We start from the raw sequence: 15,693 nt of genomic DNA, 5'->3' as shown, positions 1-15,693 counted from the left end.
GCTGCAAAGCGGCCCGCTAGGCCACGACCGGCGGCAACGTGTCGATCCATGGCCGCGCCTCTTCAATCTGATAACTGAGCTCCAGCAGCGTCTTTTCATTGCCGATCCCGCTGCTGAGCAACACGCCTATGGGCAGGCCTCCGCTCAGGCCCCAGGGCAGACTGATGCTCGGCGTGCCGGCAAGATTATGCATCGAAAAATGCCCGACCAGCTGGCCAGAGCGGTCAGAGTTTTGCGCAAATGGCAGGTCGCCGCGCGTCCAGCCCAGTTCGGGCGCGGGCATGGAGGCTGATGGTGTGAGCCAGGCATCATAGGTGGCGAGCCAGGTGCGTATCTTCTCCGCTTCACGCTCCAGCCGCACAAAGGCTGCAGCGACATCCTGTTCGGACAGGCTTCGGACATTGTCGGCCAGATCGACCGTCCATCCTTCCAACAGGCCTGCATCGCGCGCTGACCCGCCCGCCATCTTGTTGGCAGCGTCGACAATCGGCACAACCGCCTCGCCCCATAGCACGGTAAAGTCATCGGTAATCTCGTCAGAGACGCCCGGACCTGCGTCCACCATCTCCACCTGATGCCCCAGCTCTTCCAGCTGCTTGGCGGCCTCCATAACCGCATTGGCAACATCGGGATGCGGTGGTCTGCCCTGCAGGTCATTTACGGTGACTGCAATGCGCTTCGGCGTTGTTTCGCTTTGCTTCACCAGGCCAACAGGGTCTAGCGGGCCGTTCTCGGCTTCGGTCAGCGCCAGCATCAGGGCATTGTCACGCACCGACAGGCTGACACAATGTTTGATGCTGAGATCAATGGCGCGCGCCGGATTGCCCTGATCGGGAAAGCGCCCGCGCGATGGTTTCAGTCCAACCAGACCGCATTGCGCCGCCGGGTTGCGGATTGAGCCGCCGCCATCGCTGGCCTGCGCAATCGGGATGATCCGCGCCGCCACCGCTGCTGCGGCCCCACCGCTTGAGCCACCCGCGCTATGACCGGTATTCCACGGGTTCTTACAGGATTTATAGGCCAGTGGTTCGGTGGTGCCGAGCAGGCCAAATTCCGGCGTCGCGGTCTTGCCGAGTATGATGACGCCGGTCTCGTCAATCTTCTGGGTATAGGGCGTTTTCTTTTCGCCCATCGCACCTTTGAACATCGCGGTCCCGCGCTCCCATTTCATGCCGGGATATTCGTTCAGGTCTTTCAGCGCATAGGGCAGGCCGGAATAGGGACGGTCAGGAAAGGGCAGATTGCGCGCTTTTTCCAGCGCCTGTTCGGGGCGCACATCGACAAAGGCGTTGATCTCGGGATCGACTTTTTCGATTCTCTCAAGCGCGGCAGTTACGGCCTCTTCCGCGCTCATATGCCCGTCGGCGATAAGCGACGCTTGCGAAACACCGTCGAGCTTGGTCAAATCGCTCTCACCGCCGGGGATATCCGCCTCTTTGCATCCACCCAATGAAGCCAGCGCGAATGTCGATGTCATACCGGCCATCATCTGCCGTCTTGTGCAATCCATGTTCCTCTCCTTTTTCTTTTCAGCCTAGCGCTAGGCAGGCGGAAATGTCCATCAGCCAAGGTGGATTTTACGTCTTTTCGCTTATCGCTTGCGGCACGGCGATGAGCGCGATACGGCGCTGAATATGCAGTTTTTCTCCGACAATGCCGCGCCGGTGCATCCTCAGGTGATGCAGGCGATTATCGACGCCGATCAGATCGATGCACCCTATGATGGCGATGCTTGGAGTCAGAAGCTCGACGCGGCCTTTTCGCAAGTGTTTGAGACCGAGGTGACCGCCATCTGGGTCGCCACCGGCACCGCTGCCAACAGTCTGGCGCTGGCGGCTTTATGTCCGCCGCATAAGGGCATCATCTGCCACAGGCTGGCGCATATTGAACAGGATGAGTGCGGCGCACCGGGTTTCTATACCCATGGTGCCAAGCTGATGCTGGTGGACGGTGAGGGGGCCAAAGTCGCCCCCGATGCAGTCACCAATACGCTGGCCGCAATCCGCGATGATGTGCATCAGGTGCAGGCGGCGGCGCTTTCGGTGACCAATGCCAGCGAATATGGCCTGACCTATTCGCCGGAGGAAATGGCAGCGCTGGGGGCTGTGTGCAAAGAGCGCGGGCTTGGTTTTCATCTGGATGGCGCACGCTTTGCCAATGCCGTCGCCAGTACGGGCGCATCGCCTGCTGATCTGACATGGCGCGCAGGTGTCGATGCGCTGAGCTTCGGCTGCGTCAAAAATGGCGCGATGAATGCCGAGGCGCTTATCCTGTTTGACCGTGATCTGGCGAAGGACACGCGCTATCGGCTGAAGCGCGCCGGGCATTTAATGTCCAAGGGCCGCTATGTGGCGGCGCAGCTTTTGGCGATGCTGGAGGGTGATCTGTGGTTGAGCAATGCCCGTGCCGCCAATGCCGGTGCAACGCTGATTGCCGAGGCGGCCGGGGATCGTTTGCTCTATCCGGTGCAGACGAATGAGGTGTTTCTGAAACTCGGCCCGGGCGAGGCCGATGCGCTGCGGGCAAAGGGTTTCGATTTTTACGATTGGGGCGTGGTGATGCCAGAGGCAGGCGGTGAGGCCCGCTTTGTCACCAGCTGGAATCAGGATGCCGAGGCGGTGCGACCGCTGGCCGATGCGATAGCGGCGCTGTGAGCGACACAACCGCGCAGGCCCCGCGCGATATTACCGGCGAAACCAGCTTCTGGCAGCCATCGGTGCTGCTCCCCTTCATCACCGTGTCGTTGATCTGGGGCGGCACATGGATTGTGATCCGCGATCAGCTCTCGGTAGTGCCGCCCAGCTGGTCAGTCTGTTACCGCTTCATTCTCGCCGCCGCCGCGATGTTTGTGCTGGCGCGGGTCCGTGGCCTGCCGTTGATGCTGGATCGCCAGGGCCATTTCTGGGCGATATTGATTGGCCTGTTTCAGTTCAGCGGCAACTTCAACTTTGTCTATCGCGCCGAGCTTTATGTCACCTCGGGGCTGGTCGCGGTGATGTTTGCACTGCTGATTATCCCCAATGCGCTGTTTGGCGCGCTGTTTCTCAAGCAGCGGATCAGCGGTCTGTTTCTCATCGGCTCGCTTCTCGCCATGGCCGGGGTGGTGGCGCTGTTCGTGCATGAATTTGAGGCTGCCGGGCAAAGCTTCGATGCGCTGTGGCTCGGCATAGGCTTTACCGTTCTGGGCATTTTGTGCGCGTCGATTGCCAATGTGATGCAGGGGACCAGTGCGCTGCAACGCTGGCCGATCATTACCATGCTCGCCTGGGCGATGCTCTGGGGTGTGGTGATCAATGCGGCCTATGCCCTCCTAACGGTCGGCGCGCCGGTAGTGGAATGGCGCTGGAGCTATTGGGGCGGTATCGCCTATCTGGCACTGGCCGGATCGGTGGTGACATTTCCCCTCTATTTTGCCTTGATCCGCCGCATCGGCCCCGGCCGCGCCGCCTATTCCAGCACCATCGTCCCGGTGGTGGCGATGGTGTTTTCGACGCTGTTTGAGGGCTATATCTGGTCCATGCTGGCAGTGGTTGGTGGCCTATTGGCGATGGCGGGTCTGGTGATCGCCATGCAGGCGCGGCGGGGATAGTGTTGCGCTTTGTTTGGTTTCATAAAAGCCACAAAGGGAAAAAGGAAAGAAGAGGCTGCGCCATGTCTCGACCTTAGCACATTGCCGAATGGCATCGGCTCGCGGAAAGGATGCAGCATCAATCCCGTCCCCTTTGGGGACAAAAAATGCTGCTGAGTGTGCAACGGGAACATGCATAAGTTGGCTATGACCAACGGTAACAATATGGTGAGAGCCCTTTTATACTTTTTCCCTTTTTGGCTTTTATGAAACCCTTATGGCCCTAGCCGCCACTCTCGCCCTCAAGAATAGCGCGCAACCCATGCTTATAGGTCGGATATAACGGCTCCCAACCCAGAACCCGCTTGGCCTTGCCGTTCGCCACGCGGCGGTTCTCGCTGTAGAATTTGCGCGCCATGGGGGAGAGTTCGGCCTCTTCCATGCTCTGCAGTGGCGGCGGGTCCATGCCAAGTAGCTCAGCGCCATAGCTGGTGACGAGATGCTGGGCGCAGGGCTGATCATCGGCGAGATTATAGACGCCCGGCGGTCCGGAAAATCCGGCGATGATGCCGCTGGCAATATCCGCAACATGGCAGCGGCTGAATACCTGTCCCGGCTTGTCGATGGAACGCGCGCTGCCATCGCGCAGCCGGTCAAGTACGCTGCGCCCGGGGCCATAAATGCCGGGCAGGCGAAAAACGCGCACATCATCGCGCAAGTCCTGCCAGCCGAGATCCGCCGCCGCGCGCGCGGTGCGACGGCCCGAACCTATCGGCGCGCTTTCATCAACCCATGCGCCCTCAACATCGCCATAGACCCCGGTGGCAGAGATGTAGCCGACCCATTTATTGGCTCCGGCGTTGGCTATGGCCTCGCCATAATTGTCGAGCACCGGATCGGTGCCGGTGTCGCGATCGGGTGGGACCGAGGAGAGGATATGGGTTGCGCTTTCCAATCTTGCCAAAACGGCTTCAGGATTAGCAAAGGTCGTGGCGGTAAAGCCATTGCCGACAGCGCCCCCGCGCCGCGTGGTGCCGGAAATCTGCCAGCCTTGCTCGTGCAGTGTCGCGGCTAAATGGAGTGCGGTATAGCCCATGCCGAAGATAAAGAGGTGGAGGTTAGGCATATATTGTTGACCCTTATTCTCCCCTCCTCCTTTAGGGGAGGGGCAGTGAGACTTAATGAGCGCAGCGAATTTAGTCGCAGCGGGGTGGGGGATATCCACTTGCGCTGCACCTGAGGGACGCCCCCCACCCCAACCCCTCCCCTAAAGGGGAGGGGCTATATACTCGCCAGTTTTAGAATGCTCTGCCAACAATCGCAATTGCGGCCATTGGCAATGGGGCGTAAGAGTCTGCGCCATGTCTGACAATCCGCACGCCCCGAACAAGGAACTGGCCGAAGCCGCGACGCCGCCAACGCCGCCCACCATTTATCGCAAGGACTATCGCCCGCCCGATTGGCTGGTGCCCGATGTCGCGCTCGGCTTTGATCTCGATCTCGCCGAGACGCTGGTGCAAGCCGATATTCAGGTGACGCGCAATGGTGATCATGGCGAGCCGCTGCGGCTGGAAGGTGATGGGCTGGAGCCGGAGGAAGTGTTGGTCGATGGTGCGGCTTCGAATGACTGGCGGCTGGAAGAAGGCGCGCTTATCCTGCCGCTGTCGGGTGATGCCCACCGTATCAGCATCACCACGCGGATTCAGCCCGACAAGAATACGCAGCTTATGGGGCTGTATGCCTCTAACGATATGCTGTGCACCCAATGCGAGGCGGAGGGGTTCCGGCGGATTACCTTCTTCCCTGACCGGCCTGATGTGCTGAGCCGCTACACCGTCGAAATGCGTGCCGACAAAGAGCGCTTTCCGGTGCTGCTCTCCAATGGCAATCTGGTGCGTGAAGAGGCGCTGGAAGATGGGCGGCATCTTGCCGAATGGCATGACCCCTGGCCCAAGCCGAGCTATCTCTTCGCGCTCGTGGCCGGCGATCTGGTCGCCAATCGCGACAGCTTCACCACTATGTCGGGCAAAGAGGTCGATCTCGCTATATGGGTGCGTCCCGGCACTGGCGATCTGGAGCGCACCGGCCATGCGATGACGGCGCTGAAAAACTCGATGCGCTGGGATGAGGAACGCTATGGCCGCGAATATGATCTGGCCGTGTTCAACATCGTCGCGGTCAGCGATTTCAATATGGGGGCGATGGAGAATAAGGGCCTTAACATCTTCAATTCGCGCTATATTCTGGCCGATCCCGATACCGCAACCGATGCCGATTTCGACGCGATTGAGGGCGTTGTCGCGCATGAATATTTTCACAACTGGTCGGGCAATCGCGTTACCTGTCGCGACTGGTTCCAGCTCTCGTTGAAAGAGGGCTTTACCGTGTTCCGAGACCAGAGCTTCTCCGCCGATATGGGCAGCGCCCCGGTCAAGCGGATCGAGGACGTGCGGGTGCTGCGCGCGGCGCAATTTCCCGAAGATGGCGGCCCGCTGGCGCACCCCATCCGCCCCGACAGCTATATGGAAATCTCCAATTTCTACACCGCTACAGTGTATAACAAGGGCGCCGAAGTCATCCGTATGATGGCGACGCTTGCTGGGGATGATGGCTTCCGCAAAGCCACGGATCTTTATTTCGATCGCCATGATGGCGAGGCGGCGACATGCGAGGATTTTGTGCTGGCGATGGAGGATGGTGCAGGGCTTGACCTGACGGTTTTCCGCCGCTGGTATGAGCAGGCGGGGACGCCGCAGGTCACGGCCAAGCTGGACCATGACCCGCAAGCCAAAACCGCAACCCTGACGATCAGCCAGAGCGTGCCCGACACACCGGGTCAGTCGGACAAGCAACCGATGGTGCTCCCGCTCAAAACCGCGCTAATCGACCGTGCCACCGGACAGCATAAAGGCGAGCAGTTGCTGGTACTCGAAGAAGCGGAACAGCGCTTCACCTTTGATGGCTTTGATGCACCCCCGGCGCTTTCCATCAATCGTGGTTTCTCCGCCCCCGTCACCCTGTCGAGCGGACAGGATGTCGAGACGCTCGCCTTTCTCGCGCGGCATGATGATGACAGTTTCGCCCGTTATGAGGCGCTGCAACAGCTGGTGACCGAGCGTTTGGTCTCTGAAGCCAGCGGTAGCGAGGCCGAGGTCATTGACGACGCGATGCTGGCGCAGGTCTTTGCCGATATCCTCGCCGATGACCGGCTGGAAGAAGCGATGCGCGCTGAATTGCTTACCCTGCCAAGCGAGAGCTTTGTCGGCGAGCAGATGGCGGTAATCCGCCCCGATCGGGTAAATCAGGCGCGCCAGGCGATGCGCAAGATGCTCGGCGCAAATTTGGCCGAGCAGTGGCAGCAGCATTATGTCAAACTCGCGCCATCGGGCTTTGCCATGGATGGCGCAGCGCGGGGTGCGCGGCGGATGCGTGGGTTGGCGCTGGCCTATCTCGTCGCCGGAGAGGTGGGCGATGCCGCGGGAACCGCGCATGCGCATTTTGAGGCCGCCGATAATATGACCGACCGGCAGACCGCGCTGGCCTCCTTAGCGGGGATGGAGCATCCGCTGCGCGAACAGGCGCTCGATGCGTTCTATACGCGCTATAAGGACAATGCGCTGGTGCTCGACAAATGGTTCTCGCTACAGGCGCTGAGCTTCCATCCCGATGTACTCGAACATATCGCCGCGCTGGCCAAGCATCCTGATTTCACCCTGGCTAATCCCAATCGGGTGCGCTCACTTTATGGCGCGCTGGCCGGCAATCCTTCTGCCTTCCACCATGCCAGCGGGCAGGGCTATCGCATGCTCGCCGATATGGTGATCGCGCTCGACCCCAAAAACGCGCAGACCGCGGCGCGCTTTATCCCGCCTCTGGGCCGCTGGCGGCGGTTCGATGAGGGCCGCGCCGGGCTGATGCGCGCCGAGCTGGAGCGTATCCGCAATGTGGATGGCCTGTCGCGTGACACCACCGAGCAGGTGGTCAAGAGCCTTGGCTAAGCTCCTGAGCTGTTCCGCCTTTGACGACATGGACCGTATCGCGCATGGCTTCACCACGCGCGCCGAGGACTTGGCTGATCTGGGCAATACCGGGCTGGCAGGCGGTGGTGATCTCGCCACGGCCCAAACCAACCGCAGGCTATGGGCCGGCGCGGTGCTTGCTGATGCGCCGCTGGTCGGTGTCTATCAGATCCATTCCGCCGAAGTGGTCACGGTCAGCGCGCCATGGGATGATGCCAATCGCCCCAAGGCCGACGCGATGGTGACCGACCAGCCGAATATCCTGCTCGGCGTATTGGGTGCGGATTGCGCCCCGGTGCTGCTCGCCGATGATGCGGCAGGCGTTGTTGGCGCAGCCCATGCCGGATGGCAGGGCGCACTGGCGGGGGTGACAGATGCAACGGTGGACGCGATGGAAAAGCTGGGTGCGACCCGCGAAAATATCATCGCCGCGATCGGCCCGTGCATCGCGCAGAAAAGCTATGAGGTGGATAGCGGTTTCTACCGCAAATTCTGTGAAGCCAATGCCGAAAATGACCGCTTTTTCGGCGCGGGCAAGGATAGCGAGCATCATCAATTTGATCTCGAAGGCTATATCGCCGCGCGGCTCTCGGGCTGTGGCGTGCACACTGTGGCCTGTATGGGCGAGGACACCTATACCCAGCCCGACCGCTTCTTCAGCCACCGCCGCGCGACGCATGAGGCCCGCGATAATGAGGGGCGGCAATTGGGGATGATTGGGTTGCGTGCCTAACCTCCAACCGTTCGTGTCGAGCGCAGTCGAGACACGGCCCACCGCGTGCATCTGCCTCTCGACTTCGCTCGAGGCGAACGGAGCGGTTCTGTGAAACCTCAATCTCGTTCCTTTTTGCCCGCTTGAAGTTTCATAAAAGCCACAAAGGGAAAAAGGAAAGAAGAGGGCGTATCAAGCATATAGTTTCGGCCCGCCATTGCTTCCTATCACCCTGGGGAAGATCTGCGGGAAAATCCCCGTCCCCTTTGGGGACGAAAAACCAAGTGCTATTTGACAGCAAGAGCTGATATCGGCGTTTGCACCAACACGGTCCAACACAGCACGACCCCTTTTTTACTTTTTCCCTTTGTGGCTTTTATGAAACAGCGCCCTCTCCAACAGGGCTAACGCATTGCAATTTTTGCGCTATAGCGCCTCAATGACCACTACACCCCTGTCACCGGAAACCGCGAAAACAGGCCGCAACACCGCCGAGAATATCGGCCTCGTCGCCGGGCCGGTGGCGATGCTGGCAACGCTGATATTCCCCGCACCCTTGGGCATGGCCGACCCGGCTTGGGCGATGGCGGGGCTGACCTTATGGATGGCGACATGGTGGATGACCCAGGCGCTGCCGCTCACCGCCACAGCCTTGCTGCCGTTTCTGGTGATGCCGCTGACCGGGGTGATGGACGTCAACACCGCCGCGTCGAAATTCTATTCGCCGATATTGTTCCTGATATTGGGCGGCGCGTTTCTGGCGCTGGCGATTGAACGCACCGGGCTGCATAAAAGGCTGGCGCTGGCGATTATCCGCCGCGCGGGCAGTGGCAGCAGCATAAGTCTCATGCTCGCCTTTATGATTGCCACCGCGCTGCTGTCGATGCTGATTTCCAACACCTCAACGACGCTGATCATGGTGCCGATTGCCGTCGCGGTGCTGGCGGCAGGCGGAGTAAAACCGGGCGAGACAGAGGGTTTTGCCGGGGCGCTGCTTATGGGCATTGCCTTTGCCGCCTCAATCGGTGGGCTGGGCACATTGGTGGGCTCGCCGACCAATGCCATTGCCGCCGGCCTGATCAACGAGACATTGTCGATCGAGGTCACCTTTGTCAGCTGGGCCAGCTATGGCCTGCCGGTGGTGGTGCTGGGCATCCCTATTTGCGCGCTGATCCTGGCGCGGGTGCAGCGGTTGGGGTCGGACAGTTTCGATGTCGCGGTCGCGCGCACCGCCATAGGCTATGCCGGTGCATGGACGCTGCCGGAAAAGCGGTTGGTGCCGGTGATCCTGTTCGTCGTCACCGGGTGGTTGGTGCTGCCTCTGGTCAAGCCGCAATTGCCCGCCGGGGCGCTGCATGATGGCAGCATCGCGATTATCGGCGGCCTGTTGCTGTTCATCCTGCCCGATGGCACCGGGCGGCCTTTGCTGGTCTGGAAAGAGGCCAATCGCGCGCCCTGGGGTGTGATCATGATGTTCGGCGGCGGCCTCGCACTGGCGGCGGGGATTATCGCTTCGGGGCTTGCTGACTGGCTCGGCGCAGCGCTTGAACCGCTATCTGCCGTACCCTTGCTTGTGGTCGCGGTGGCACTGGTCGGGTTGGTGATACTGGTCACCGAATTTGCCAGCAATGTCGCAACGGCAAGCGGGATCATGCCGGTGGTCGCCAGCCTGATCCTCGCCATGGGGGTTGATCCGGTGCTGCTCGCCATGCCCGCCGCACTCGCCGCCAGCTGGGGCTTTATGCTGCCCTCCGGCACCGGCCCCAACGCCATCGCCTGGGCCAGCGATCATATATCTTTGCCACGGATGTTGAAGGCGGGGTTTTTGCTCGATGTGGCGGGTGTGCCGTTGATGGTGGGGGCGGTGTGGCTGGTGGCAACTTTAGTATAACTACACTTCGATTTAGGGCTTTGTGAAATGAAACGCGATATGGAGACAATCAGAGAAATGCTGCTTTGGATGGAGGAGCAGGACGAGCGCCTTTTTATGCTTGGTGAGTTGCCTATCTTTGATGATAACCGCGAGAAGACAATTGCCCATTTGACTATGCTTCAATCCGCAGGATTCATTGATAAAATGCCAAGTGGTGCATTCAGCATCAGTTGGGAAGGCTACGAGTTTCTGGATAAGGTTCGAGATCCAGAAATCTGGCGAAAAACCAAAGATGGAGCTGAAAAAGTCGGCTCTTGGGGTATTAAACTTATAGGTGAATTGGCTTCCGGTTATATTAAGCTGAAAGCCTCTGAATTAGGTCTCCCTACGATGTAATGTCCTTATCAGTATATTGCTATTCCTAGCGCGAAAAGTTATTCCAAATATGGTAGCTGGCGGTTCATTCCTGCGGAGGTTAGGAAATTGCGCCAAGCCCAGTATCACTAATTGCTCCCGCCTTCCTGGGAGCGCTTTCGGGCGGTGTCGGTCGTACAGAGACTCACATATCCGGCAGCGCCCTATAGGGAGGATTTCATATGGCAGAGACCAGCGATTCTATCGATACCCCAACCCCGCGCCGCAAGCCCAAGCCGGCGATTGAGGAAATTGCCGGGCGCAAATTAAAGCCTGCGACTCTGATGATGGGGCATGGCTTTGACCCGGCTTTGTCCGAGGGGTCGCTCAAACCCCCGATCTTCCAGACATCGACCTTCGCCTTTGAGAACGCTGCGGCGGGCAAGCGTCATTTTGAGGGCATTACCGGCAAGCGCCCCGGTGGTGCCGAAGGGCTGGTTTATTCGCGCTTTAACGGCCCCAATCAGGAGATTCTGGAAGACCGTCTCGGCGTCTGGGATGGCGCGGAGGATGCGCTGGCCTTTTCCAGCGGCATGACCGCGATCTGCGTGATGATGCTGGCGCTGTGTTCGGCGGGGGATGTGATTGTCCATTCGGGCCCGCTCTATGCCGCCAGCGAAGGATTTGTCGCCAAATGGCTAAGCAAATATGGCGTGACTTATGTCGATTTCCCCGCCGGTGCGACGCGCGAGGAACTCGACGCGGTGCTGGAGCAAGCGAAAGCCCAAGCCGAGCAGCAGGGCGGCAAGGTCGCTTTGGTCTATCTCGAAAGCCCCGGCAATCCGACCAATGCGCTGGTGGATATTGAGGCGGTATCGGCGTCGCGCGATGCGGTGTTAGGCGAAGATGGCCCGCCGATCGCCATTGACAATACGTTTCTTGGCCCGCTGTGGCAGCGGCCATTGGAACATGGTGCGGATGTGGTTGTGTACAGCCTCACCAAATATGTCGGCGGTCATTCGGACCTTGTTGCTGGCTCGATTGCCGGTGCGAAGAAATGGATCGACCCGGTGCGGGCATTACGCAACACCATGGGCGGCATTTGCGACCCCAATACCGCCTGGATGCTGATGCGTTCACTGGAGACGGTCGAACTGCGCATGCAACGTGCGGGCGAAAACGCGGCCAAGGTGTGCGAATTTCTTGGCGACCACCCCAAGGTCGAGGGGCTGGGCTATCTCGGCATGATCTCGGACGCTCGCCAGCAGGATATTTATAACCGCCATTGCCTCGGCGCGGGCTCCACCTTCTCGGTGTTTATCAAGGGGGGCGAGGAAGAGAGCTTCCGCTTCCTCGACTCCTTAAAAATCGCCAAGCTGGCCGTCAGCCTTGGCGGCACCGAGACTCTGGCCAGCCACCCGGCGGCGATGACACACCTCTCCGTCCCGCGCGAACGCCGGGCGCAGCTGGGCATCACCGATAATCTGGTGCGCATTTCGATCGGTATCGAGGATGCCGATGATCTGATCGCTGACTTTGATCAGGCCTTGGCGGCGGTGTAATCCTTCTATCACCCCCTCCTGTTCGCGGGAGGGGAGGGTTTTCCAGTTACCACTGCGCGAGACAGTTTCATAAAAGCCACTAAGGGAAAAAGGATAAAAAGGGCTCGCGCCATTCTGCGAAGAGAGTGATATGCAGGCAGACCTTCGTTCTCTTGGCTGACTTGGCAACATGCTTTCGTCCCCAAAGGGGACGAGACTATTATCGTTCGCTCTCGCCAAGCATCTAATGCGTGAAGGCGCACTGAGTTCTGTTCTTGATACTAACTCTTTTTGGCTTTTTCCCTTAGTGGCTTTTATGAAACCTTTATCGATCATCCAACTCGCCACTGCTGTCACTATCTCGAACGACCGAGACCATATTTACGCGGCACATTGGCGGCCTTCAGATGTGCTATCACCTCTGCCTGCAAGGCTTCCGAAAACTCCGTCTTGGGTAGCATATTGAACAATCTATCACTCTGATAAAGCAACACATTGTCGCGTCCATCATGCCAACCGACAAAGCCGCTCCACGGCAGTTGTGAGCGGCCATATTCATTGTCGATGACGATTACCTTATCGTCCCAACTGACGCTGGTTGGTGCGCGGATAGCGAGATGCTGCCGCCATGCCTTGCGAGCAAAATAGGGAGTGAGCAGATAGCTGCCGATATGGATAATCGCGACAACAGCAATCGTGACCAATAGGGATAGTACCGCCATTCCAATCGCATCTTGGATGCTGACATCACCGTCAGATGTCCATCCGAGGATAAGCATAAAGACAAGATAGAAGAACCATAGAATCGCGCACCCTTTGGCGATTTTTTTCCAGCTCGCTGCGCCGCGCCACCAGTCGCGCTGCGCTGCGATCATCGCCTGTTCGCTCAGGGTAAAATGCACTGGTTCCATTACATCCTGCCCTTCAGCAATATCCACGCCGCCACGCCATTGAGACAAGTATAGCCGAGATAAGCGCCGAGCGCGGCCATATAGCCGACATTCACAAAGCTCATCGCTGCCAGCAATATGGTATATTCCAGCGCATAACCGCCCCAGCCGCCGGTGGCGCGGTCAAAGGCTACGCGGGTTGACTGGATCGCCGGATGACCGGACTCCATCACCGCCTTGTGCATGGCGAAATTGGCAATGCCGAGGAAAAACATCAGGATGATCGGAAGCATTAGGGTCAGATAGGCGCTGAATTGGTCTTTGCCTAGATTGGCATTTATCACCAATATCGTCATTGCGAGCGAAGCGAAGCAATCCAAAGCCGATCAAGTGCCGCTCTGGATTGCTTCGTCGCCCGAAACAAGTTCGGCCTTCTCGCAATGACGGAAACAGTCAGATCGTACACCTATGGCTTATGCTATGTTTGTGCTCTGAAGCGATAAGACGTGAGGGAGAAAGACAATGGATGTGCAGGGCAAAACGATAGTGATAACCGGCGGCGCAACAGGTCTGGGCTTTGCACTGGCGAAGCGGCTGGGGGCCGAAGGCGCACGGATACTCCTCTGCGAGCCGCGCGAAGAACGGCTGCAACAGGCGTGCGAGGCGCTCGGCGAAGCGGGTGTCGATGCGAAATATCTGGTCGGCGATGTTACCAAAGCCGAGGATATGACGGCGCTGGCTGATTTTGCCTGGGGCGAAAATGGCCGGGCCGATATGTTTATCGCCAATGCCGGGGTTGGTGGCGGGCGGCAGTTCGCCTTTGATATGGATATGGCCGAGGCACGGGCTCTGTTCGAGGTCAATTTCTGGGGTGTGTGGAGCGGCATCAGCGAATTCGGCAAGCGCATGGTCGCCGATGGCCAGCCCGGCGCGGTCTATGCCGTGGCGTCGGAAAATGCGCTGTTCAACGCCATTCCGATGACCGGCAGCGCCTATGTCGCCAGCAAACATGCGGTGCTCGGCCTGATGGAAGTGATGCGCCGCGACGCGCCGGAGAACATCACCACCGGGGTGATCATGCCCGGCTGGGTTCAGTCCGAACTGACCGACTGGGCACAGGATCTCGCCATGCCCGCCGACCAGTTCGCCGATATCATCGTGCCACAGCTACTGGCGGGCGAGTTCTATTGCGTTAGTCACGCCTATAATGTCGAACGCATGCGCGAGCGCTGGGACGCGGTCTATGCCGCGTTCGACCGCTATGCGCCGCGCTATGATGGCGATGCGGAATATGATGTACAGCTTGCGTTTGCGAAGATGCAGGCAAAGGATGGTGAGTAAGCAAAATGTTTGTGGGGATAAGCTCAGTAGCGATGCGTAGAGTGACTTTCGCTACGCTCCTTGTGGTCATACTTCTGGGAGCATGTAATATGAGTGGGCGGCATGAAGATATCTGTCGCAAGAAGGCTCAGATCATAGTTCACAATACGGCTCAATGGGACATATATCAGGAAGCAGCTAACCGAGCATATTTGGAGCGTGCTAAGGAGTTCCCCAATACCCGTAGGATGGTAGCTGAACATATACCTGGATTTGAATTTAAGTTTGGCAGTAATCTAGAGGATACGCCAAAATTTATAGATGGGGAAATTGTGAGGGATGATTATTATATCATAAAAAATGGATTAATCATCGCGCAATACGTCGATTTTAGAGGGAGCTATAAAACCATCGGTTATACGCAAAGCATGTCATGTATCGGATTGTATCCCGAACTCTATTCTGGCGAACCCGTATTTAAACAGTAATTTAAATTCTCTGTTGCTCCATTGCTGAGAATGAAGGTGACTTGCTAGCAAGAATTAATGAGTTCTTTTGAGCACATCTATTGGAACAACATCCTCGGATCAGCCAGTTCATGGCCTGTACCGGGCTCGCCGGGGGTGGAGTAGAAGCCCAATATCGGGCCGCCTTGCGAATAGCCGATCAGGTCGCGCAATTCGGGCTTGAGCTCCTTGGCGATTTCCGGCGGGCAGGAGAGATATTGGTTTTCCTCCTGACGCAGCCAGCCCAGCGCATAATGGATCAGCACGCCGAGGCGGTTTTGCTGGGTTTGGTTGGCGCCGCCGCCATGGATGACGGTGCCGGAATAGAGCAGCACCGATCCGGGTTTCATCTTTGCGGGCACAATTTCATGCGGCTCCGGTTCGCGCTGGGCGTCCCATGTCTGTGATCCCGGAACCAGCTGGGTCGCACCATTTTCCTCGGTAAATTCGGTGATCGCCCAGATGGTGCTGAGCTGGGTTTCGATGCGGCGCGGAATATAGCCGCCCCACAGGCCACGGTCGCGGTGCAGCGGCTGTGCGCTTTCGCCGGGGCCGATGCTGATCGCCTGGGTGAAATGCAGCTGATAATTGTCGCAATGGGGGCCGAGAAATTGCTCGCACATGGCGTTAACCGTCGGATCGAGCGCCAGCTCGCGACAGGTGGGTGACCGCGCCAGCAATGCGCCCATGCGCCGCGTTTGGAAGCCGGAAAATTCGTTATTTCCCTCATCGGCGGCAGTCAGATAGGGGGCCAGCTCTTCGCGAATGGTGGCGATCTGATCGGCGGACAGCACATCTTCGATAATCACCGCCGCATCGCGTTGCAGCACGTCATGGATGACCTCGGTGCTGGCGGTGGCGGGGAGATAGGTCAGCTTGGGTCGCGTTTTTGTCATTGTGGTCATTGGGG

Annotated in this window: 14 protein-coding genes; 9 read left to right on the top strand and 5 right to left on the bottom strand. The window is 58.7% G+C overall.

Annotated features, from left to right (window positions below; all coding sequences use genetic code 11):
* Positions 1-16 precede the first annotated feature (16 nt).
* Entirely contained in the window at positions 17-1,510 is a 1,494-nt protein-coding gene (locus RB602_RS00770) for an amidase family protein (RefSeq protein ID WP_317082059.1), read from the bottom strand.
* A gap of 124 nt (positions 1,511-1,634) precedes the next feature.
* Here RB602_RS00770 and RB602_RS00765 point away from each other — a divergent pair, with 124 nt between their 5' ends.
* Positions 1,635-2,654: a threonine aldolase family protein gene (locus tag RB602_RS00765; RefSeq protein WP_317082057.1), complete on the top strand. Its 1,020-nt coding sequence runs from the start codon at positions 1,635-1,637 to the stop codon at positions 2,652-2,654.
* 29 nt (positions 2,655-2,683) lie between these two features.
* On the top strand, positions 2,684-3,589 hold the full coding sequence (locus RB602_RS00760; RefSeq protein ID WP_406568427.1) for a DMT family transporter: 906 nt from the start codon (positions 2,684-2,686) through the stop codon (positions 3,587-3,589).
* 262 nt (positions 3,590-3,851) lie between these two features.
* Here RB602_RS00760 and RB602_RS00755 read toward each other — a convergent pair whose 3' ends face one another.
* Positions 3,852-4,694, bottom strand: a complete 843-nt coding sequence (locus tag RB602_RS00755) for a Rossmann-fold NAD(P)-binding domain-containing protein (protein WP_317082055.1) — start codon at positions 4,692-4,694, stop codon at positions 3,852-3,854.
* Positions 4,695-4,929: 235 nt separating this feature from the next.
* Here RB602_RS00755 and pepN point away from each other — a divergent pair, with 235 nt between their 5' ends.
* The 5 genes from pepN (at position 4,930) to RB602_RS00730 (ending at position 12,088) form a co-directional block, all read left to right on the top strand.
* Complete coding sequence (gene pepN, locus RB602_RS00750) at positions 4,930-7,566, top strand: aminopeptidase N (RefSeq protein ID WP_317082053.1); 2,637 nt, start codon at positions 4,930-4,932, stop codon at positions 7,564-7,566.
* A gap of 28 nt (positions 7,567-7,594) precedes the next feature.
* Complete coding sequence (pgeF, locus tag RB602_RS00745; RefSeq protein ID WP_406568426.1) at positions 7,595-8,320, top strand: peptidoglycan editing factor PgeF; 726 nt, start codon at positions 7,595-7,597, stop codon at positions 8,318-8,320.
* A gap of 418 nt (positions 8,321-8,738) precedes the next feature.
* Positions 8,739-10,190, top strand: coding sequence for an SLC13 family permease (locus RB602_RS00740; RefSeq protein WP_317082049.1), 1,452 nt, complete (start codon positions 8,739-8,741; stop codon positions 10,188-10,190).
* A 27-nt stretch (positions 10,191-10,217) separates the two neighbouring features.
* Positions 10,218-10,568 (top strand): DUF2513 domain-containing protein, encoded by a 351-nt coding sequence (locus RB602_RS00735; protein WP_317082047.1) that lies wholly within the window; start codon positions 10,218-10,220, stop codon positions 10,566-10,568.
* 200 nt (positions 10,569-10,768) lie between these two features.
* Complete coding sequence (locus tag RB602_RS00730) at positions 10,769-12,088, top strand: cystathionine gamma-synthase family protein (protein ID WP_317082046.1); 1,320 nt, start codon at positions 10,769-10,771, stop codon at positions 12,086-12,088.
* A gap of 335 nt (positions 12,089-12,423) precedes the next feature.
* Here the strand turns inward: RB602_RS00730 and RB602_RS00725 are convergent, their stop codons facing one another.
* The gene (locus RB602_RS00725) at positions 12,424-12,978 is read right to left on the bottom strand and encodes a YcxB family protein (RefSeq protein ID WP_317082045.1); all 555 of its coding nucleotides are present in this window, start codon (positions 12,976-12,978) and stop codon (positions 12,424-12,426) included.
* Positions 12,978-13,301, bottom strand: coding sequence for a hypothetical protein (locus RB602_RS00720; protein WP_317082043.1), 324 nt, complete (start codon positions 13,299-13,301; stop codon positions 12,978-12,980). The genes RB602_RS00725 and RB602_RS00720 overlap by 1 nt, the downstream gene beginning before the upstream one ends.
* A 178-nt stretch (positions 13,302-13,479) precedes the next feature.
* Here RB602_RS00720 and RB602_RS00715 point away from each other — a divergent pair, with 178 nt between their 5' ends.
* On the top strand, positions 13,480-14,298 hold the full coding sequence (locus tag RB602_RS00715; RefSeq protein WP_317082041.1) for an SDR family NAD(P)-dependent oxidoreductase: 819 nt from the start codon (positions 13,480-13,482) through the stop codon (positions 14,296-14,298).
* 89 nt (positions 14,299-14,387) lie between these two features.
* Positions 14,388-14,765 carry a hypothetical protein gene (locus RB602_RS00710; protein WP_317082039.1) on the top strand — a complete coding sequence of 126 codons (378 nt, stop codon included), beginning with the start codon at positions 14,388-14,390 and terminating at the stop codon, positions 14,763-14,765.
* Between the two features lie 77 nt (positions 14,766-14,842).
* Here RB602_RS00710 and RB602_RS00705 read toward each other — a convergent pair whose 3' ends face one another.
* Positions 14,843-15,688: a phytanoyl-CoA dioxygenase family protein gene (locus tag RB602_RS00705; protein WP_317082036.1), complete on the bottom strand. Its 846-nt coding sequence runs from the start codon at positions 15,686-15,688 to the stop codon at positions 14,843-14,845.
* Positions 15,689-15,693: the final 5 nt, after the last annotated feature.

This window comes from Parasphingorhabdus sp. SCSIO 66989 (assembly GCF_032852305.1).
GTDB classification, from domain to species: domain Bacteria; phylum Pseudomonadota; class Alphaproteobacteria; order Sphingomonadales; family Sphingomonadaceae; genus Alterisphingorhabdus; species Alterisphingorhabdus coralli.
This window is presented reverse-complemented; position numbering and strand designations above follow the sequence as displayed.

Excerpts from the sequence above, each read along its gene's own strand:
- RB602_RS00770 (WP_317082059.1), bottom strand. The coding sequence starts at position 1,510 with ATGGATTGCACAAGACGGCAGATGATGGCCGGTATGACATCGACATTC.
- RB602_RS00765 (WP_317082057.1), top strand. The coding sequence starts at position 1,635 with ATGCAGTTTTTCTCCGACAATGCCGCGCCGGTGCATCCTCAGGTGATG.
- RB602_RS00755 (WP_317082055.1), bottom strand. The coding sequence starts at position 4,694 with ATGCCTAACCTCCACCTCTTTATCTTCGGCATGGGCTATACCGCACTC.
- pepN (WP_317082053.1), top strand. The coding sequence starts at position 4,930 with ATGTCTGACAATCCGCACGCCCCGAACAAGGAACTGGCCGAAGCCGCG.
- pgeF (WP_406568426.1), top strand. The coding sequence starts at position 7,595 with ATGGACCGTATCGCGCATGGCTTCACCACGCGCGCCGAGGACTTGGCT.
- RB602_RS00740 (WP_317082049.1), top strand. The coding sequence starts at position 8,739 with ATGACCACTACACCCCTGTCACCGGAAACCGCGAAAACAGGCCGCAAC.
- RB602_RS00735 (WP_317082047.1), top strand. The coding sequence starts at position 10,218 with ATGAAACGCGATATGGAGACAATCAGAGAAATGCTGCTTTGGATGGAG.
- RB602_RS00730 (WP_317082046.1), top strand. The coding sequence starts at position 10,769 with ATGGCAGAGACCAGCGATTCTATCGATACCCCAACCCCGCGCCGCAAG.
- RB602_RS00725 (WP_317082045.1), bottom strand. The coding sequence starts at position 12,978 with ATGGAACCAGTGCATTTTACCCTGAGCGAACAGGCGATGATCGCAGCG.
- RB602_RS00715 (WP_317082041.1), top strand. The coding sequence starts at position 13,480 with ATGGATGTGCAGGGCAAAACGATAGTGATAACCGGCGGCGCAACAGGT.
- RB602_RS00710 (WP_317082039.1), top strand. The coding sequence starts at position 14,388 with ATGAGTGGGCGGCATGAAGATATCTGTCGCAAGAAGGCTCAGATCATA.
- RB602_RS00705 (WP_317082036.1), bottom strand. The coding sequence starts at position 15,688 with ATGACCACAATGACAAAAACGCGACCCAAGCTGACCTATCTCCCCGCC.